The sequence below is a fragment of the Janthinobacterium sp. 17J80-10 genome (assembly GCF_004114795.1).
Classification (GTDB): domain Bacteria; phylum Pseudomonadota; class Gammaproteobacteria; order Burkholderiales; family Burkholderiaceae_D; genus Paucimonas.
Genome location: NZ_CP035311.1, coordinates 2262092 through 2282640 on the forward strand (window position 1 = coordinate 2262092; position 20549 = coordinate 2282640).

General features: G+C 58.7%; 14 protein-coding genes. 7 read left to right on the forward strand and 7 right to left on the reverse strand.

Annotated features, from left to right (window positions below):
* The first annotated feature begins 51 nt into the window (after positions 1-51).
* Complete coding sequence (locus EKL02_RS10220) at positions 52-2328, forward strand: heavy metal translocating P-type ATPase (protein WP_241687683.1); 2277 nt, start codon at positions 52-54, stop codon at positions 2326-2328.
* Between the two features lie 22 nt (positions 2329-2350).
* Here EKL02_RS10220 and fdhF read toward each other — a convergent pair whose 3' ends face one another.
* Positions 2351-4999, reverse strand: a complete 2649-nt coding sequence (fdhF, locus tag EKL02_RS10225; RefSeq protein ID WP_128901947.1) for a formate dehydrogenase subunit alpha — start codon at positions 4997-4999, stop codon at positions 2351-2353.
* The gene (locus tag EKL02_RS10230; protein WP_241687684.1) at positions 4987-6453 is read right to left on the reverse strand and encodes an NADH-ubiquinone oxidoreductase-F iron-sulfur binding region domain-containing protein; all 1467 of its coding nucleotides are present in this window, start codon (positions 6451-6453) and stop codon (positions 4987-4989) included. The genes fdhF and EKL02_RS10230 overlap by 13 nt, the downstream gene beginning before the upstream one ends.
* A gap of 214 nt (positions 6454-6667) precedes the next feature.
* Here EKL02_RS10230 and EKL02_RS10235 point away from each other — a divergent pair, with 214 nt between their 5' ends.
* The 3 genes from EKL02_RS10235 to EKL02_RS10245 are packed head-to-tail and all read left to right on the forward strand — an operon-like array spanning position 6668 to position 10964.
* Positions 6668-7405, forward strand: coding sequence for an ABC transporter ATP-binding protein (locus tag EKL02_RS10235; protein WP_128901949.1), 738 nt, complete (start codon positions 6668-6670; stop codon positions 7403-7405).
* Positions 7402-9765 (forward strand): ABC transporter permease, encoded by a 2364-nt coding sequence (locus tag EKL02_RS10240; protein ID WP_128901950.1) that lies wholly within the window; start codon positions 7402-7404, stop codon positions 9763-9765. The genes EKL02_RS10235 and EKL02_RS10240 overlap by 4 nt, the downstream gene beginning before the upstream one ends.
* 2 nt (positions 9766-9767) lie before the next feature.
* Entirely contained in the window at positions 9768-10964 is a 1197-nt protein-coding gene (locus tag EKL02_RS10245) for an HlyD family efflux transporter periplasmic adaptor subunit (RefSeq protein ID WP_128901951.1), read from the forward strand.
* Positions 10965-11026: 62 nt separating this feature from the next.
* On the opposite strand, the gene EKL02_RS10250 is transcribed toward EKL02_RS10245, so the two are convergent.
* Both EKL02_RS10250 and EKL02_RS10255 read right to left on the reverse strand, forming a co-directional pair.
* A complete protein-coding gene (locus EKL02_RS10250) occupies positions 11027-11965 on the reverse strand; it encodes a GGDEF domain-containing protein (RefSeq protein WP_128901952.1) in 939 nt (312 codons plus the stop codon).
* 188 nt (positions 11966-12153) lie between these two features.
* The gene (locus EKL02_RS10255) at positions 12154-12429 is read right to left on the reverse strand and encodes a hypothetical protein (RefSeq protein ID WP_128901953.1); all 276 of its coding nucleotides are present in this window, start codon (positions 12427-12429) and stop codon (positions 12154-12156) included.
* Positions 12430-12693: 264 nt separating this feature from the next.
* On the opposite strand from EKL02_RS10255, the gene EKL02_RS10260 reads away from it, so the two are divergent.
* From EKL02_RS10260 to EKL02_RS10270, 3 genes are all read left to right on the forward strand, one after another.
* A complete protein-coding gene (locus EKL02_RS10260; protein WP_128901954.1) occupies positions 12694-13215 on the forward strand; it encodes a hemerythrin domain-containing protein in 522 nt (173 codons plus the stop codon).
* Positions 13216-13420: 205 nt separating this feature from the next.
* Positions 13421-14818, forward strand: a complete 1398-nt coding sequence (gene ccoG, locus EKL02_RS10265) for a cytochrome c oxidase accessory protein CcoG (RefSeq protein WP_128901955.1) — start codon at positions 13421-13423, stop codon at positions 14816-14818.
* A 198-nt stretch (positions 14819-15016) separates the two neighbouring features.
* Positions 15017-15982 (forward strand): chemotaxis protein, encoded by a 966-nt coding sequence (locus tag EKL02_RS10270; RefSeq protein ID WP_128901956.1) that lies wholly within the window; start codon positions 15017-15019, stop codon positions 15980-15982.
* A 30-nt stretch (positions 15983-16012) separates the two neighbouring features.
* Here EKL02_RS10270 and EKL02_RS10275 read toward each other — a convergent pair whose 3' ends face one another.
* The 3 genes from EKL02_RS10275 to EKL02_RS10285 all read right to left on the reverse strand — a co-directional run bounded on the left by EKL02_RS10275 (position 16013) and on the right by EKL02_RS10285 (position 20490).
* Positions 16013-17185: a GGDEF domain-containing protein gene (locus EKL02_RS10275; RefSeq protein ID WP_128901957.1), complete on the reverse strand. Its 1173-nt coding sequence runs from the start codon at positions 17183-17185 to the stop codon at positions 16013-16015.
* A 10-nt stretch (positions 17186-17195) separates the two neighbouring features.
* Complete coding sequence (locus EKL02_RS10280) at positions 17196-19406, reverse strand: OsmC domain/YcaO domain-containing protein (RefSeq protein ID WP_128901958.1); 2211 nt, start codon at positions 19404-19406, stop codon at positions 17196-17198.
* A gap of 148 nt (positions 19407-19554) precedes the next feature.
* The gene (locus EKL02_RS10285; RefSeq protein ID WP_128901959.1) at positions 19555-20490 is read right to left on the reverse strand and encodes a LysR family transcriptional regulator; all 936 of its coding nucleotides are present in this window, start codon (positions 20488-20490) and stop codon (positions 19555-19557) included.
* Between the last annotated feature and the right edge of the window lie 59 nt (positions 20491-20549).

Below are 20549 nucleotides of genomic sequence, written 5' to 3' on the forward strand. Positions count from 1 at the left end.
TAAGGCGCCAGTTTCAGTCGTCTAGGTCAGTTCGATTTTGCCTACGAAATGATGTGCAGATCCATATACCTTCAGACGGGCATCTCTGCGGCTCTGCTATTGGTCGGCGGGGTGCTGCGTCATCTAGGGCATGCCGACATTGCCGATCGACTGTGGCTGCTTGCCTCAGCCGTGGTGCTGACGGGCGCGCTGATCGATACTTTCATGGCGATTTTGCGCCGGGAGATCGGCCTGGACGTGATCGCACTGCTGTCGATTGGCGGCGCCATCGCGCTGCAAGAATACTTTGCCGGCGCCGTTATTGCGTTGATGTACGCGAGCGGGCGCACCCTGGAGCAATACGCTGAAAATCGCGCGCGCCGCGAAATGTCTGCATTGCTTGGCCGTGCCCCACGCACCGCCAACCGATATGAAGCCACGGGCCTGGCGCAGGTAAGCCTGGAAGCCATCCAGCCGGGCGACCGCATCCTCGTGCGCGCCGGCGATATCGTGCCGATTGACGGGCAACTGCTTTCCGATGTCGCCGCAGTAGACGAATCGGCCTTGACCGGGGAGTCATTGCCCGTATCCTATGCAAAGGGCAGCATGCTGGCGAGCGGCATCATCAATGCCGCCGACGCGTTTGACATGCTGGCAACGCGCAAGGCGGAAGACAGCACCTATTCCCACATTGTTCACCTGGTCGAGAAAGCGCAGCAATCGAAGGCGCCAGTCGCGCGCCTGGCGGACCGCTATGCCGTGCTCTTCATTCCCCTGTCTCTGGGCATTGCCGGCATCGCCTGGCTGGCAACCGGTGACGCGGTTCGGGCGCTGGCCGTGATCGTTGTCGCCACGCCTTGCCCCCTGATATTGGCCGTGCCGGTCGCGCTGTTTTGCGCGATGTCGCGCTGTGCCCAGCACGGTGTGCTGATCAAGCATGGCAGTGCCATCGAGCAAATGGCCCAGGTAAAAACTTTATTTTTCGACAAGACCGGGACACTCACCGGCGGCAAGGCGCGGCTGTCCGGTATCCTTGCCGCGCCATGGGTCACCCAGGAAGAAGTGCTCAGGCTGGCCGCCTCGCTTGAGCAGATGTCGAGTCATGCGATTGCCCAGGCGATCGTCGCGGCGGCCCATGAGCGAGGACTGGAGCTGACGATTCCAACAAGTGTCACCGAAGAGCCTGGCGCGGGCCTTGCAGGCCGTGTTGGCAATGTCAGTGTTGCGGCAGGGACCCGCGCGTACGTGTCAGCGCAGTGTGAAAAGCCGGCGTGGCCGGCCGATCTCATGGCGCAAACCGGCGAAGAAGGCAATGCCGCGGTTTGCGTTGCCATCGACGGCAAGATGAGCGGCCTGCTGCAAATGGCGGACGAAGTCCGGCTGGATACGCCCCGTGCGATGCGGCTGCTGCGCGCCGCGGGAATTGGCCGGATTGTCATGTTGACGGGGGACCGGAGCGATGTTGCCGACGCAATTGGCGGCTTGCTCGGCGTAGACAAGGTGATGGCGCAGCAGACCCCGGCGTCCAAGCAGGAAACGATTGCCTTGGCGCGTGCTGACGGCGCCGTCATGATGGTCGGTGACGGCATCAATGATGCTCCTGCGCTAGCCGCCGCAAATGTTGGCGTGGCAATGGGCGCGCGCGGTGCGGCTGCCGCCGCCGAATCGGCGCAGTTGGTGCTGCTGGTGGACCGCCTGGACAGGCTGGCATCAGGCGTGCGCATTTGCCGCAAAGCGCGCGCAATTGCCATCCAGAGCGCCATTGCCGGCATGGGCTTGTCGGTTGGCGCCATGCTGATTGCCGCATTTGGCTATTTGCCGCCAGTGGCCGGCGCAATCCTGCAAGAAGCAATTGACGTTGCCGTCATTCTCAATGCCTTGCGCGTGCTCCGGCTGGAGAAAACCAGCCCCGCGGCAAGGCTGCCGCACGATGAAGTCAGGCGACTGAATGCGGAGCACGCACGCCTCGTGCCGATCATCGACCGCATTCGCCGGCTGGCAGACCGGATTTCCGCGTTGCCGCCGCCCGCGATTGCGCAAGAACTCCTGTGGCTAAATGATGCGCTTCATGAAGAATTACTGCCGCATGAATCCAGCGATGAGAGGCATGTCTATCCGCGCGTGGCAAGCCTGATTGGCGGCGATGACCCTCTGGCGTCGATGAGTACCGCCCATCGTGAAATATTTCGCCTTGGCCGCAAGGTTGAAACACTTGCCAGAAACTTGCTCAGTGATGGCCAGAGCGAGACGGCGTTGCATGAATTACGACACTTGCTCTATGCGCTGGAAGCCATACTGCGTCTGCATTTCTGTCAAGAAGAAGAGATGTACCATAATTTGTCTGCCTGACTGGATTGCCGGATGCCGCCGCTTAGAGCCGATTGACGCGCACGGCAGTCACTTTGTATTCCGGCGATTTCACCATGCGATCACGGTACGGTGACGTAATACGGTTGATCAGCAGCTCAGCGCGATGAAAGCTCGTGAACAATTCGCCAGGCTTGACCGTGCCGGATATACGCAGCGGCAAGACGGCACTGCCGTGACGGCTGACGAGTTGCACGATTTCACCGCTCTGCAAACCAAGCCTCTGCGCATCACTCAATGCCATGTCAAGCGTATCGGACGCCTGCAACACCGCATTGGGTGTGCGGTAAGTCATGGTGCCGGCGTTGAAATGGGCGAGCGTGCGACCCGTGGTGAGCATGAACGGGTAGTCGGCGTCGCACTGTTCGGCCGAGGGGATGTCCGCAATGCACGCCAGCGTCGCGCGCGGGCCAATCGCAAACTGTCCGCCATGCAGGAATGGCGTGCCGGGATGGTCTTCGGCAGGGCAGGGCCAGTTGATGCTCTCATGCTCCAGGCGGGCATATGACAATCCGGCGCCGGCTGGCCAGACAGTCCTGATTTCATTCCAGATGGCTTGCGGGCCAGCGAACGAAAATTGGCTGGCGTGCCCCATGCGCGCTGCCAGCTGCTGGATGATCCACCAATCTGGCCGGGAATCGCCGTAGGGCGGGATGGCTTGACGCACCCGCTGCACGCGCCGGTCCGAATTCATGAAGGTGCCGTCTTTTTCAAATACGCTGGCAGCGGGCAGGAAGACATGGCCGAAGGCGCGCCCGGTTTCATTCATGAACAGGTCCTGAATGATCACCAGGGACAGGTTTCCCAGCGCATGGCCGGTCTGGTTGGCGTTCGCAAGCGTAAGGTACACGTCATAGCCAAAGGCCCACAATGCCTTGAGCTTGCCCGCAGACGCGGCGTCCATCATCTCCATGAGGTCAAGTCCATGGCTTTCCGGAATCGGCGCCTGCCAGATTGATTCAAACCGGGCGCGGGACTGCGGAATCGACTGCGCGCCCGTCAGCGAATTCGGATCACAGCCCATCTGCGCGGCGCCTTGCACATTGTTCTGGCCGCGCAGGGGATTGATGCCGGCGCCCGGCTTGCCCAGATTGCCTGTCAGGAGCGCAAGATTGATCAGCGCCATCACACCTTCCGTGCCTTGCGTATGCTCGGTCACCCCCAGCCCATGAAAACACATGGCAGGCCTGGTGCCTGCGTACAGGCGGGCGGCGGCACGGATCGTGGCGGCAGGAATGCCGCACGCCTGCGCCACTTTTTCCGGCGCATAGTCGCGAATGAAGGCAGAAAACTTGTCCAGCCCGTCGACGCGCCCGGCGGCAAAATCCTGGTCCAGCAAGCCTTCCTCGACAATCGCTGCCGCCATGGCATTGAACAGCGCGATATTGTGGCCGATACGCACCGGCAGGTGCAGCGTGGCGTAATCTGCCAGCTCGATGCGGCGCGGGTCGATGACGATCAGTTGCGCGCCATTGCGCACCGCCTGCTTGACGCGGGCGCCGACGATGGGATGGTTCTCGGTCGGATTGCAACCGCACAGAAGAAAAAGCTGCGTGCGCTCGATATCGTCGAAGGAATTGGTCGCCGCGCCGGTGCCCAGCATGGTCTTCAATGCCTTGGCCGAAGGCGTGTGGCAGACGCGGGCGCAGCAATCGACATTGTTCGTTCCCAGCACCACGCGGGCGAATTTCTGCGCCAGGTAATTTTCCTCGTTGGTGGCGCGGGCCGAACCGAGCACGCCAATGGCATCGGCGCCGTCGCGCTCCACGATATCCTGCAATCTGGCGGCGGTGTAATCGAGGGCCTCTTCCCAGCTGACAGCTTGCCATTCACCATCCTGGCGCAGCATCGGCGTCGAAGCCCGGTCCGTAGCATGGTTGAATTCGAAAGCATAACGCCCCTTGACGCACAGGTGCCCGCGGTTGACCGGGCTGTCGGCAGGGCGCACCTGCACCACGCGGTCGTTTTGGCTGCCGACTTCCATCTGGCAGCCGACGCCGCAGTAGACGCAAGTGCTGCGGGTCCAGCGCTCCGGCGCCGAGCTGCGCTTGTCGAACAGCGCGCCGCTGGGACAACTGTCGACGCAAGCGCCACAGGAGACGCAGCCACCTTCGAGCAGCGTCTCGGCATCGGGCGCGACGTGCGTCTGTTCGCCGCGTTGCCAGGTCCACCAGACCGACTGCCCCTGCACCTCATCGCAGATCCGCACGCAACGGTAGCAGCTAATGCAACGGTCCATGTCGACGCCAAGATACGGGTGGCTATCGTCATGAAACAGGGCGGGACGCGCCTGGTTGCCCGGAATAACGCCGTATTCGTCGAGCAGGCGATGGAAGGGATGGGCCGGATCCTGCATTACCGCATCGGCGGGGTAGTGAGCCGCGAGCAGGGACAGATTGGTGCGGCATAGCGCGCGTAACGCGGGCGTGTCAGTACGGATTGCCATGCCCTCTACCGGCCGTGCCGTGCAGCTCGCGACCGGACGCGGCTCGCCCGCGACTTCCACCAGGCACAGCCGGCAGGCGCCAGCGGGCTTCAAGCGGGCGTCATGGCAAAGCGCCGGAATATTGCAGCCGCTTGCCTGGAGCGCCTGCAGAAGCGTTGCGTCGGCGGAACATGCCATTGGCGCGCCATTCAGCGTCAGGCGAAGCATTTTTCCAGCTCCAGGGGGTAATGCCGCTCGATTGCGCGCGCAAACTCCGCCAATCCCCGTCCGTGGCCGCACAGGCTGGTTGCCAACAGCGCATCGATGAGCGCATCCCAGCGTGGCCGGCTAATGCGTTCGCCGGCCACAGCGGCTTGCCACATGCGCGCCAGTTCCGGGCTGCCGAGATGGCAGGGCGTGCATTTTCCGCATGATTCCAGCGCGCCGAAGCGGAATACTTCCGCCATTATTTCTGGAATCGTCGTGTCGTCGGCAAAGGCAATCATGCCGCCATGCCCGACCGCGCAGCCGATGCGTTGCAGTTCTTCGTGGCAGAAGGGCGTGTCGAGCAGGGCGGGCGGCACCAGGCCGGCGAGCGGACCACCAACCATGAGGCCCAGCAGGCGGCCGCGCTTCAAGCCGCCGCCGGCCTCGTCGACGATGTGCCGCAGTGGCATGCCGAATTCCACTTCAACCAGGCCCGGGCGACGGAACAGGGAATTCAACGAAACCAGCTTGGTGCCGCGGCTTGCCAACGTGCCCAAACGGGCGTATGCCTGGGCGCCATGCGTCACGATCCAGGGCACGGCACACAGGGTTTCGACATTGTTGACCAGGGTCGGCAGATTGAACAGGCCGTATTCGGCAATCTGCGGCGGGCGCAGACGTACTTCCGGGCGCTTTCCTTCGATCGCGTTCAGCATGGCGGTTTCCTCGCCACAGACATAGCTGCCCTGGCCGATGATCATTTCGATCTCGAAGCGATGCGGTGAATCCAGCACCTGCGGCCCCAGCCATCCTGCTTCATGCGCTTGCTGCAGCGCCGAAGCCAGGCTCGCCTGTGCACCCGGGTATTCCTTGCGCAGGTAGATATAGCCATGTTCGGCGCCCACCGCCAGTGCGGCGATCAGCATGGCTTCGATCAGGAGAAACGGGTCGTCTTCCATCAGCATGCGGTCGCTGAAGGTGCCCGGATCGCCTTCATCGGCATTGGCCACGACATATTTGCGGGGGCCGCTTGCCGCCGCCACCGCAGCCCACTTCCGTCCGGTGGGAAAGCCGGCGCCGCCGCGTCCGCGCAAGCCTGATTCGGCGATCGAAGCGATCAAGGCGGCAGGGGGCATGTCCAGGGCTTGTCGCAGCGCCGCGCCGCCGCCGTTCGCCAGGTACGACGCCAGGCTGTGTACACCGCCATTGCGGAGATTGCCTAAAAGAACAGTCTCGCGTGCCAGCGCTTCGACATGGGGGCGGGCGTTGTCGCCGAATGCTGCGGGCGCCTGGTAGCAACGACCAAGGCAATAAATGGCCGGCATGCGGGCATGCGCCTGCGCCCAGCGCTGCGAATCTTCCTTGCGCGCGGCAAAGCACGCAAGGCCCTGGCAGGCATGGCCAGTCAGCGGCACCTGATTCAGGTGGTAATAGCTGCGGTTGGGACCGTGCGGCAACGTCGCGGAATGCGCCATTTTCTCTCCGCTTTGGGAGTGGGAGAACGCCGATGGTAAGAGTTGGCGCATCTCGGCTTTTGATGAAAATCAAAGTAGATTCTGCTCGAACGCCAAGACCATTTTTGAATAGCGATATCTAATCGGAATCAACCGGGCTCGCCATATGCTTGCCGGCATGAACTGAAAGGAGTGCAGCAATGGCGCAATTCCGTCGGCGTGGGCAGGACTAGCCATGGTTGGCCAGGCCAAGCCGGAAGCGGCCGTGCCACGCCCGGTCTTCGAAGCCCGCGGCCTTACCAAGGTCTATCAAATGGGGGATGTGCAAGTGCAGGCATTACGCGGCGTCGATCTTGATCTGTACGCAGGCGAGCTGGTTGTGCTGCTGGGCCCGTCGGGAAGCGGCAAGTCGACCCTGCTCAATATCCTGGGCGGCCTGGATACGCCGACCAGCGGGACATTGCGGTATGCCGGGCGCGAGCTGAATCTGGCGGATGACGCCGCAATGACCCAGTATCGGCGCACGTACATCGGCTTTGTATTCCAGTTTTACAACCTCATTCCCAGCCTCACCGCGCGGGAAAACGTCGCTTTGGTAACCGAGATCGCCACCAATCCGATGTCGCCGGAAGAAGCGCTTTCCCTGGTGGGGTTGGGCGAACGCCTCGATCATTTCCCGGCCCAGATGTCCGGCGGCGAGCAGCAGCGTGTCGCCATCGCCCGGGCAGTCGCCAAGCGCCCGCAGGTGCTGTTGTGCGACGAGCCAACCGGTGCGCTCGACGCCCAGACCGGCGTGATGGTGCTTGACGTCATTGCCCGCGTCAATCGCGATCTCGGCACGACCACTGTGGTGATCACGCACAATGCCGTGATTGCCGCCATGGCCGATCGCGTCCTTTATTTCGGCAACGGGCTGGTGACGCGTATCGAGCGCAACCTGCAAAAAAAGCTTGCCGCGGAGCTGAGCTGGTGAAGGCGCTGAACCGAAAGCTATGGCGCGACCTGGCGCAAATGAAGAGCCAGGCGCTGGCAATTGCCTTGGTGGTGACATGCGGCGTCGCCACCTTCGTCATGTTCTTGAGCACACTTGCGGCGCTGCGCGCAACGCAGGAAAGCTTTTACCGCGAATACCGCTTTGCCGAGGTGTTTGCCACGCTCAAGCGCGCGCCGGAATCGCTGCGTCAGCGCCTGCAGGATATTCCAGGCGTGGGCCAGGTGGAAACCAGGGTGGTGGCGCAAGTGCGCCTGGACATGCCGGACTTTCCCCAGCCGGTGGCGGCCCTGATGGTGTCGGTGCCGGACAGCGGCAGCCACGGCTTGAATGCATTGTATTTGCGCGAGGGTCGGTTGCCGCTCGCCGGGCGGCCGGATGAAGTGGTGGCGAGCGCGCCGTTTGCCCAGGCGCACGGCTTGCAACCGGGCGCCCGGTTTTATGCCATTCTGAATGGCCGACGCCAGCAGTTGACGATGGTGGGCACGGCGCTGTCGCCGGAATTCATCCAGCAGATGCGGCCGGGCTCGGCGTTCCCCGATTACAAGCGTTATGGCGTGATGTGGATGGGGCGGCGCGCGCTCGGCCAGGCATACGACATGCATGGCGCCTTCAATGACTTGACGCTGAGCCTGAGCCAGGGCGCGGGCAGCCAAATCGTCATCGATCGCATCGACGAATTACTGAAACCCTTTGGCGGGCAGGGCGCCTACACCCGCAAGGATCAGCTCTCGCATCGTTTCCTCAGCCAGGAGTTGCAGCAATTGGGCGTTCTGGCAAGCCTGTTCCCGGTCATTTTCATGGGGATCGCGACGTTTTTACTGAATGTGGTGATCGGGCGGCTCGTGACGCTGCAGCGCGAGCAGGTCGCCACACTCAAGGCTTTTGGCTACAGCAATATTGAAGTGCTGGGGCATTACCTGAAGATGGTGTCGGTGATCGTCCTGCTGGGCGCAGCAGGCGGAATTCTGTTTGGGGTCTGGCTGGGCAAGGCGCTCGCCGGCATCTATATGGCGTTCTACCACTTTCCCTATTTGCGGTTTGCCTTGCAGCCTGTAACGCTGCTGGAAGCGGTTGCAGCCAGCCTGGCGGCGGCGGTTTCAGGCACCGTATTTGCCGTATGGCGTGTGGCCACCTTGCGGCCTGCCGAGGCAATGCGTCCCGAGCCGCCGCAACGCTATCGCGAGACCTGGCTGGAAAAGCTGGGAGTCAAGCGCTGGCTGTCGCAGCCTGCGCGCATGATCGTTCGCCACATCCAGCGACAGCGAATCAAATCCTTGCTCACCGTGTTCGGCATTGCCCTGGCCGGCGGGATTATCCTCACATCCTTGTTCCAGCGTGATACGGTGAGCTACATGGTCGACATCCAGTTCGGCAGGGCGCAGCGCCAGGATCTCATGATCGTTTTTACAGATCCGACCGCTTATCGCGCCCGTTTCGATTTGCTTGGCTTGCCGGAAATAAAGCACGTGGAGGTATTCAGGGCAGTACCGGTTCGCCTGCGTCATGGATCTCGCAGTTATCGCACGAATATACAGGGCATGGAGCCGCGCGGCGATCTCCAGCGCCTGCTTGACACCAATCTGCATCCCGTCGATTTGCCTGCGGAAGGGCTCCTGCTGACCGATTTTCTTGCCACTTTGCTCGATGTGCGCGTCGGCGACGCCGTCGTAGTGGAGGTGCTGGAAGGCGCCCGGCCTGTGCGCGAGACGGTTGTCGCCGGCGTGGTAAAGGAGTACCTGGGGGTGTCCGGGTATCTGGACCTCGCCGCCCTGAACCGCTTCATGCAGGAGGGGCCGACGCTTTCCGGGGCCTATCTCAGCGTTGATCGGGACCATTTCGATACGCTATATGCCAGGCTGAAGAACATGCCGCGCGTGGCAACCATCACCGAGCGCATCCAGGAGATTCGCAACTTTCACCGCGTGATGCAGGAAACCATGCTGTTTTTTACTTATATCGCCACCGTTTTTTCGATCATCATTGCTTTCGGCGTCATCTACAACAGCGCCCGCATCGCCCTTGCCGAACGCGGGCGCGAACTCGCCAGCCTGCGGGTCATGGGATTTACCCGGGCCGAAATCGCCTACATCTTGCTCGGTGAGCTTGGCATACTCACCCTGATTGCGATTCCTTTCGGCCTGTGGCTCGGGCGATTGATGTGCCATTACATCGCGCATACCATGCAAAACGACCTGTTTCGCGTGCCAGTGGTGCTGGTGCCGCAAACCTATGCCTTTGCCACGGTAGTGGTGCTGGCCTCAGCGCTGTTGTCGGGACTGGCGGTGCGGCGCCGCCTCGACCAGCTTGACCTGATTGGCGTTCTGAAGGCGGCGGAATAAAAATGTCCACTGTCGTGCAATGGCGTCGCGCCACCTTCCTTGTACTGATCACGGCCCTCATCGCCTGGGGCTTGTATATCGGATTTCGGCGGCAACCCGTCGAAGTGGAAGTCGGTACAGCGCGCCATGGGCCATTGCAAGTCACCGTGCAGCAAGAGGGGCGAACGCGCGTCGTTGACAGGTATGCCGTTACCGCACCGGTAAGCGGCTATGCGCGACGCATTCAATTGGCGGTGGGGGACGCCGTCGAACGTGGCGCCATGCTGGTTGAGCTGGAGCCGGCACGCGCTGAAATCCTGGATGCGCGGCGACGCGCCGAGGCACAAGCCCGCATCGCCGCCGCGGCAACGAACGTCAATGTTGCCGAGCAGCGTGTCAGTGCGGCAGTCAGCAATGCCGACATTGCTCAAAAGGAGCTCCAGCGCGTGCGTGCATTGCGCCAGGGCGGCCATGTCAGTGCAGCAGCCGAAGACCGCGCCGCCACAACGGCCCAAAGCAGTGCTGCGGAATTGCGCTCCGCCCGGTTTTCCGTTTCCACGGCACGTTATGAACTTGAAGCGGCGCGTACGGCATTGAAGTATGCTGCCCTTGGCGGCACGGGCACACCGATTGCCGTTCGCTCTCCCGAGAGCGGGCAGGTACTCAAGATCGCGCACAAGAGCGAGGGCACGGTTGCAGCCGGCCAGCCGCTGATCGAAATCGGCAACCCGCGCGCACTGGAGGTGGAAGTGGATTTGCTGTCGGCGGACGCCGTGCGCATTCATCCGGGAACACGCGTCTTATTCGAACGCTGGGGCGGCGATGGCGTGCTTGAAGGCGTAGTCAAGGTTGTCGAGCCAGGCGCCTTTACCAAAATTTCCGCCCTGGGCGTGGAAGAGCAGCGTGTGTGGGTGATTGTTGCCTTCACGTCGCCGTCCGCGACATGGCAGCGGCTGGGCGACGGGTACCGGGTCGAAGCCAGCTTTATCATTTGGGAAGGCAACGATGTCTTGCAAATCCCTGCCAGCGCTTTGTTTCGTGATGGCAATGGCTGGGCAGCGTATGTCGTCATGCAGGACCACGCTGTCAAGCGGCGCGTGGAGATCGGCAAACGCAATGCCCTGGCCGCGCAAGTGCTAGCGGGAATCAGGGCGGATGAACAAGTCATTGTCCATCCGGACGACCGGGTGCGGGAGAACGTGACAGTTGCGGCAAAGTAGCTGGTTACAATGCGCGGTGCCAGCAACGAGGCAAGCATCCAGCGGAAAAAGCGCCGGTTTGGCTAATGCAATTCCGACGTGCCGGGCGCATGGATCTGGTATCTGTTGCCGCCCGCTTTTTTTGCCTGGTACATTGCCTTGTCTGCCTGGCTCAGCAACACTTCCGGGTCGTCACAGCCGTTCGGATAGATGGCGATACCCACGCTCGCATAGGTATGGATAATTTGTCCATCGAGCACGAATTGTTGGGAAAGCCCCTCCAGAAGCTTATTGGCCATGGCCAAAATAACCTCGATTCCCTGGATATCCTTGACCAGTATGGCAAATTCATCTCCCCCCATTCGCGCGATCACATCGTCCTTCCTGACCGCAGAGCGCAACCTTTCGGCGACGGCTACCAGCAATCCATCGCCAATCGAATGCCCGAGCGTATCGTTAATGTCCTTGAAGCGGTCAAGATCGATGAACAGAAGCCCAAGCGTGCGTTGGTTTCGCTTCGCCTGAAACATCGCTTGCTGCTGTTCACTCAGAAAGTAGGCGCGATTCGACAATCCCGTGAGGACGTCATGGTAGGCGAGAAAGGATTCCCGTTCCTGCTCCTGGGAGCGAGGAGTAATGTCATGCTGGATGGCGATGAAATGCGTAATGTTACCGTCGTTATCGTGTAAAGGCGTGATGATTTCGTCGACCGTGTACAGCATGCCGTCCTTGCGCCGGTCGACCAGAATGCCGCGCCAGGTCTTGCCGGACATGATCGTATGCCACATGTCACTGTAAAACATATGGCTTTGCTTTCCGGAGTTCAGCTTGGCCGGAGAACAGCCGATAAGTTCCGCTTCAGAATAGCCGGACAATTGGCTAAAAGCCTCGTTCGCCCAAACGATTTTGCCCGCTTGATCGGTAATGACAACGGCGTTGGCAGTACATTTAAAAGCCTTCGCCAGCGTTGCATCGGCAATTGGCTGAAAAACTGGCCTGGAAAGAGCGGGTTCCGTTTGCATGGGCGAAGTCTGTTGAAGCAATGGAATACATGCACATGGGATTAAAGCAGCCCAATGGCAATTGCCAAGCGAGTGCCCATTCCAAGTGACACATTAGACAGGAAAACAGTTAAAGAAGTCCCGGTGGTCAAGTCCGGGGCAGCCTATACCGGCAAATAGGCACGTCGAGATTGGCGTTGCTGCAGGGGCTAGGCAAAGAGACCGGACTGCAGTAGCGGGACCGGGCTGCAACCCTTTTTTTCAAGAGACTTGGAAATCCTGGCGAGTTCGACGATTCCTTCGTCGACGCTGGCGACCAGTTTCCTGGCTTGCCCCCACGATCGCATGATGAACCAGTCGCCCATCAGATCTTGAATCAGATGCGCAGTGAACATGCCCGCCTCGCCAGCATAGCGCACGCTGTGCGGGCAGGGCGCTGTCACTGGCAGTGGCAAGGTAATACCGTCGTCGGCGGGATCAATCATGTTTGGCAGCCGCTTAGTATCGGCATATGCACGAATAAAAAGCGATCTGAATGGTTATTGGAGTGCAATTATAGGGATAGCGGCGAATTTACGCCAACCTCAATCTTATCTTCGTTTCATTGCCAATTTAACAAGGCGGTTCGATTGCGCCTATGAAATGGTTTCCAGAAGCATATATCACTTTAAAAATCCTTAATCTGGATTAAGGAATATACATCCTCCGAGGGATGACAATACGCATTCAATTCCTCGGAGGGACAGGTCATGCAAACCATTTGCGAGTATCTGGCATACGATCACCAGCGCTGCGACGATCTCTTTCTGAAAGTCGAGGCCAGCATTGCGCAACAAGACTGGCACCAGGCCGAAAGTGACTTCCAGGCGTTTTGCCAAGCCTGGCTGGGCCATATCGATAGCGAGGAAAGGATCGTGTTTCCAGCCATGGAAAAGGTCACGTTCAATGCCGGCGCCCCGCTTGCCATGCTGCGCCTGGAGCACCAGCGCATGAGGGGGCTTGTCGCCCGACTGGACGATGCCGTGCGGCGGCATGATCCTGCCGACTTTCTCCTGCATGCGGAGACCCTGACCATCCTGGCGCAGCAGCATGGCTTGAAGGAAGAGGAAATGCTGTATCCGCTGCTGGACCGTATCCTTTCCGGGAAGAATGTGCAGCATATCGTGGATGCCTTGCGCGAGGCCATCGATGCCCGTGGCGTGGCTGGCGGCAACCTGGCGCCGCATTCTCCCGCAGGTTCTCCGCACATTCCGGTCGCTGCACAGACATGATGAATGGTTTTTTTCATCCTCCTCCCGTCCTCGATCTTAAGGAGATCGCAACTCCCATCTGATACGTATTTTTTCACAGGAACTGCATCTGTTTTCTTCCGGGCTTAGGGAAGACAATCCTTTGCACTGTGAAGTGCGTAATCCGACCTGAACCCTTGGGTTACCTGCTGCCAGTCTCACTCAATTTACCGGGACTTAATGCATCATGAGTAACCAAGAGCAGATCGTTTCTTTCACCCCAATGTACACACCGCGCGTCCAGATATATGCGCGTGAAGCGCGCGGGTGGTATGCGAACTGGCGCTGGGTCTGTGTCTGGCTGACCCAGATCGTTTTTTATGGCCTTCCGTGGCTACAGTGGAACGGGCGCCAGGCCATCCTGTTTGACCTGGCAGCGCGCAAATTCTATCTGCTGGGTCTGGTGCTTTGGCCGCAAGACCTGATTTACCTTGCGGTATTGCTCATCATCTGTGCGTTTTCCCTTTTCTTGTTCACGGCCGTTGCAGGGCGGGTGTGGTGCGGCTTCGCTTGCCCCCAGACGGTCTACACCGAGATCTTCATGTGGATCGAGCGGAAAATCGAGGGTGAGCGGAGTGCGCGCATGCGGCTCGACAAGCAAGCCTGGGCTGCAGCCAAGCTCGCCAAAAAATGCGCCAAGCATCTCGCCTGGGGTGTATTCGCTCTTTGGACCGGCTTTACCTTTGTCGGATACTTCACGCCGATTGAACAGCTTGGGCTCGAAATCGCCACGTTTGCGTTCGGTCCCTGGCAGCTTTTTTGGGTACTGTTCTACAGTTTCGCCACCTATGGCAATGCGGGCTGGATGCGCGAGCAGGTGTGTCGCTACATGTGCCCGTATGCGCGTTTTCAGAGTGCGATGTTTGATGCCGACACGCTGATCGTCAGCTACGACAAGGAACGAGGCGAGCCGCGTGGCGCCTTGAGCAAATCCGCTGCCGCCCAATCCGCAAGCGGAACGTGCATCGACTGCTCATTGTGTGTGCAGGTATGTCCGACAGGGATCGATATCCGCAACGGCTTGCAGTACGACTGTATTGGCTGTGCGGCCTGCATCGATGCCTGCGACAGCGTGATGGACAAGATTGGCGCGCCACGCGGCCTGGTACGCTTTACCACTGAAAATGCAGTGATGAACAAGTGGCGTCCCGCGCAGATCAGGCAACGGATGTACCGACCGCGCATCCTGATCTACAGTGCAATCCTGCTGCTGGCAGTGGGCGCGTTAATTGCAGGACTGGCGAACCACACGCCGTTGAAAATGGATGTCATTCGAGACCGTGGCGTCATGGCCAGGGTGGTGGAAGACGGCATGGTAGAGAATGTGTATCGCCTGCAGATCATGAATGCTGACGAGCAGGTGCACCGTTACCGGATTGACGTCAGTGGCATCGATGGGATTCAGCTCGTCACGCCTGGCGAGGTGGCGTTCAGAGCGACAGAATCCCGCCTGGTACCCGTCACGGTTCGTATTCCGGCTGAAAGCGGCAAGCCGGGCACGAACAGGATATATTTTGTGTTGAGCGATCAATCGGACAAATCGCTGCGGGTCAGGGAAAAGTCGATGTTTTTTGTCCCCAGATAGCGGAAATGTATGGATATTTATGCAAAAAACCGGACGGGGCGCACATGCAAAGGATCGCGCTGTGTGACTGACACGCTTCTTACAATCAAAGGCTTGCGCATCCGTTGCAGATAGGAGAGTATTGACCAGAAGAAACCAAGCCGACATACCAAAATGATCGGTGTAGTAAACACAATAATAATGGCAGGGGACAGAGTAATGAAAAATGTGCAGCAGGAGATCGACGAGCGCACGCGGCTGGTCGGGCAGAACAAATTTGAAATGATGCTGTTTCGGCTTGGGAAAGCGGGCGCTTCCGACCAGAGCGCCCTGTATGGCATCAATGTCTTCAAGATCCGGGAGTTGCTCGACATTTCCAGTGTGAAGATCACCCCCATCGCCGGCGCATCACCCCTGATCCTGGGGGTGGTTAACGTGCGGGGGCAGATCATCCAGGTAATCGATTTGCCCGCCGCAGTTGGCTGCGTGCCGGCGGAAATGAAAATCCTGATGCTCACTGAATATGCGGGAACGACCCAGGCATTTGCCGTGGAAAACGTCGATGACATCGTTCGCCTCGACTGGAGTCGCGTCAAGCCCGCCGAAGGCGTCTCTGGCGGCTCGGGAACCGTGACGAGCATTGCGCACCTTGAAGGGGAAAACGGCGAGGCCACGCTTGCCCAGGTCCTCGATGTCGAGCAGATCCTGCGTACCGTGAACGGGGATGGCAAAATCAAGGTGGATGCATCGGAAGTTGGCGGCGGCGTGCAGCTTCCTGAGGGTGCAATCATCCTGGCGGCCGACGACTCCGGGGTTGCCCGCATGATGATTGAGGAAGGCTTGCGGGCCATGGACCTGCCATTCGTTATGACCAAGAGCGGCAAGGAAGCCTGGGAGCGCTTGCAGGAGTTGGCCGCAGTCGCGGAAAAGACCGGCAAAGGTATCCGCCAAAGTGTGGCGCTGGTGTTGACCGACCTGGAAATGCCGGAAATGGACGGTTTTACATTGACCAAGTGCATCAAGAACGATTCCCGCCTCAAAGATATCCCGGTCGTCATTCACTCATCGCTGTCCGGCGCCACCAATGAGAGCCATGTCAGGAGTGCAGGCGCCAATGGCTACGTCGCCAAGTTCAATCCGCATAAGCTGGCGGAAGCCTTGCGCTCAGCATTAATGGCTGCCTGACCGGGTGAGGCAGCCGCACCGGCCATTGCTTCAAGAACCGGCAGTCGATGCGTCGGCATGGACTTCAAAGCGATTTCTGCCGCCGCTCTTTGCCTTGTAAAGTTCGTGGTCAGCCCGCTCAATCAGAATTCCCCAATTGTGTTTTTCGTCATCGAGACGCGATAGGGCGATTCCCACGCTGATCGTCACATTTTCGGCAATCTCGAAACGACACTGATTGACCGCGGACACGAGACGCTGGCCGACGACGTGACATTTTTCCATGTCCATGTTGGGAAAAATTATACAAAATTCCTCGCCGCCGTAACGGCCGATCAAATCGATATCGCGGCAGGCGCCTTTTAGCGCCTGGGCGACCTGAAACAAGACACGGTCGCCTACCGCATGGCCGAACCTGTCATTAATCTCCTTGAAATGATCAATGTCCACAAAAGCAATCGCCATCGGTTTCCGCAGCCGCCTGGCTACCGAAATCTCTCTTTGTCCGCTGGTATCGATAGCACGCCTGTTAAATACCTTGGTAAGTTCATCATGGGTGGCCAGATGATCTTTATCGGCGACTATCCGCTCGAAATACAGCAGCAGCAGTGCGCTCGACAACAAGAGCGTACCGACGACCGGGACGAAGTAAAGCAGCGTAACGGAAATCAGTGAATTCGTGCGCGGGAGTATTTCGGCCACCTGGAATGCTGCAAGTGCGACGCGCCCCCCATAGGAAATCAGCAAGGCTGCAACGGCAGTCGTAGCAAGCAGTCTTGCGAAACTCCATTTCTGCACTTGTGCTGACAATAGCTCATACATGTACAGGAGCAGCATCAAAAAAATGGCGATCGCCGCGAGCAGTCCGCGGACTGAAATCGTGGCGTTTTGAATTAACGACAGGGCATACGCCATGAAGAATAATCCGCCGACTATCCAGCCGGCTTTGCTGGGCGGCCGTCTGTAAAACGCCCGCAGGCCCGTCCACTGATAGATCAGGCCGAGAATCAGGAGGTTATTCCCCAAAATTAGAATCAGGTATCTCGGCGCGCCGGCATTCACAATCACCATAGTCAGGCCAATGCCGACACATAGACCGGAAAGTGCCCAATGCCGGGTGCATTTTTCTGTCGGCAGTGCAAAGAAGAGCCCGGCCATAACCAGGCTCACGGAGAATTGCACCAATATAAGCGCGGTGCCCGCAGTGAGAGCATCAAACTGCACGGATGAATAATTAAAGTGTCATGGATGTGGCCGCCACATTGGCCCGCGCCACGTGCAGTTTTTTGAAGCTGTCGATCAGCCGCTGGTGCCGGTCGAGCCCCTCCAGTTTCATGCTCGTTGGCGTCAAGCCGAAGAAGCGCACGCTGCCGTCCACAGATCCCATCACCGCGTCCATCCGCGGGTTGCCAAACATCCGGCGGAAATTGACCTCGTAATCGTCCAGTTCCATGTCTTCATCCAGCAGCACCTCCAGCACCACGTTCAAGGCCTGATAAAACAAGCCGCGCTCGAGCGTGTTGTCGTTGTATTGCAGGAAGGCTCCCACCAGATCATGCGCCGCTTCAAACTGCTTCAGGGCGAGATGAATGAGCAATTTCAACTCCAGAACGGTCAGCTGCCCCCAGTCCGTATTCTCGTCAAATTCGATGCCGATCAGAGTGGCGATGTCGCCATAATCGTCCAGCTCATTGTTCTCCAGACGCTCAAGCAATGCTTCCAGGCCGGCGTCGTCCAGGCGATGCAAGTTCAAAATATCGGTGCGGAACAACAGCGCCTTGTTGGTGTTATCCCAGATTAAATCATCGATAGGATAGACTTCCGAATAACCGGGCACCAAGATCCGGCAAGCAACGGCGCCTAGCTGGTCATACACCGCCGTGTACACTTCTTTACCCATGTCTTCAAGAATGCCGAGCAAGGTCGCGGCTTCGTCGGCATTGGAGTTTTCACCCTGGCCAGAAAAATCCCACTCGACAAAATCGAAATTCGCCTTGGCGCTGAAAAAGCGCCACGACACGATACCGCTGGAATCAATGAAGTGTTCGACAAAGTTGTTGGGTTCAGTCACGGCTTCACTTGCAAAGGTGGGCCGGGGTAAATCGTTCAGGCCTTCAAAACTGCGCCCCTGCAGCAATTCCGTCAGGCTGCGTTCCAGCGCCACCTCGAAGCTTGGGTGCGCGCCGAACGAAGCAAACACGCCGCCGGTTCGCGGGTTCATCAAGGTGACGCACATCACCGGGTACACCCCGCCCAGCGACGCATCCTTCACCAGCACCGGGAAGCCTTGCTCTTCCAAGCCCTGAATGCCGGCCAGGATGCCAGGGTATTTCGCCAGCAAGTCGTGCGGCACGTCCGGCAAGGCGATTTCGCCTTCGAGGATTTCGCGTTTTACCGCCCGTTCGAAAATCTCGGACAGGCATTGCACCTGCGCTTCGGCCAGCGTATTACCGGCACTCATGCCATTGCTGACGTAGAGATTTTCGACCAGGTTGGACGGGAAATACACAGCCGCGCCGTCCGACTGCCGTACAAAGGGGAGGGAACAGATACCGCGCTGCACATTGCCCGAGTTGGTGTCGACCAGGTGCGAGCCACGCAGCTCGCCATCGGGATTGTAAATTTGCAGGCAGTACTCATCGAGAATTTCAGCCGGCAGCGCATCTTTACGGCCTGGCTTGAACCAGCGCTCGTTCGGGTAATGGACAAACGCCGCGTTGGCGATGTCTTCGCCCCAGAACGACCCGGCGTAGAAATGGTTGTTATTCAGTCGCTCGATATATTCTCCCAACGCCGACGCCAACGCGCTTTCTTTGGTCGCTCCCTTGCCATTGGTAAAACACATCGGCGAGTGCGCATCGCGGATATGCAGCGACCACACATTCGGAACAATATTGCGCCACGAAGCGATTTCAATCTTGATGCCCAAGGCCGCCAGAACGCCCGACATATTGGCGATGGTCTGCTCCAATGGCAGGTCCTTGCCCACGATATAGGTGCTGGCATCAGATGCGGGCTTCAAGGTCAGCAAGGCCTGCGCATCGGCATCCAGGTTTTCGACCTCTTCAATCACAAACTCGGGCCCGGCTTGCACGACTTTTTTGACCGTGCATCGGTCGATGGAGCGCAGAATACCCTGGCGGTCCTTGGCTGAAATATCCGCCGGCAGCTCGACCTGAATCTTGAAAATCTGCTGGTAGCGGTTTTCCGGGTCAACAATATTATTCTGCGACAGGCGGATATTTTCGGTCGGAATATTGCGTGTATTGCAGTACAACTTTACAAAGTAAGCCGCGCACAAGGCCGATGAGGCCAGAAAGTAATCGAAGGGGCCAGGCGCCGAGCCGTCGCCCTTATAGCGGATAGGCTGATCGGCCACCACCGTAAAATCATCGAACTTGGCTTCGAGACGAAGCTTGTCGAGAAAGTTGACCTTAATTTCCATGAAAGAATTCCAAAATAGCGTTCAAAATGATTTAGCCGCTATTATCCGGGTTTTTTCAACTGCAATCCTCTGCATCCGTCTGGGAATGAAAGACTCCGGCGAGGAGGAGGCCCAAGGGAAGGGGGGGGCCCATCTCATCAGCAGGCCTCTACCACATGATTTTCTTGTCTTTATTTTCCGGCTTGCCGTCGGTCCGGTATTGTGCAAAGGCCTCGAGCATGAAATCCACCATTACCCGGGTTTTTGCCAGCAGATGCGTCCTGGTCGGGAAAAGAAGGTAAATATCCGCAGACGGCGGCTCCCAGTCCTCGAGGATGGCGCGCAACCGCCCGGATCGCAAGTAGGGTGCAACATCCCATTCTGAACGAAGCACGATGCCATGCGCATCCAGGGCCCAGGACAAGGCGACTTCACCGTTATTGGAGCTGAGCGCGCCACGGACTTTGACTGTCTCTTGCCTGGCGCCAGAACGAAAGCTCCAGCTGCCATAAGTCTCATCGCGTTCACGTATCACAATGCATTGATGCTTTTGCAAATCGCGTGGTGAGGCAGGCACGCCCCATTTTTTCAGGTAAGCCGGGGAGGCACACAAGAAACGCCGGTTATCCGCCAGCTTTCTTGCAGTGATCCGGGCATCCGGTTGTTCGCCAAAACGAAACGCCAAGTCAAACGCCTGTTCTACCAGGTTGACAGGACGCTCACTGAGATGCAACTGGGCTTCAACATCAGGATATTGACGGGCAAATCGGGAGAGCTGCGGCGCAATGTGCTGACGACCGAATCCAAAGGTTGCATTAATCTTCAGCAAACCTTTTGGAACGCTTTCTCCTCCCGAGATTCTTTGTTCCAGTGCTTCCAGATCTGCAACAATTCTTTCCCCTTCTGAAAAGTATGCCTCTCCTTCCGGAGTAAGGCTCATCCGCCGTGTCGTCCTATTCAGCAGTCGGACGTTCAGTCTCCCTTCAATTTGCGCGAGACGTTTGCTGACTGCCGGTGGCGTGATGCCTAATTCCTGTGCCGCTGCTGCAAGAGTGCCGCGTTTAACAAGCAGGGCGAAAAAGGCAAGATCTGATAGTGCGTCCATTCATAACCTTTGCGACCGAATGAAGTTCCATTAATTTAATTATATCCCGTTAGATTACG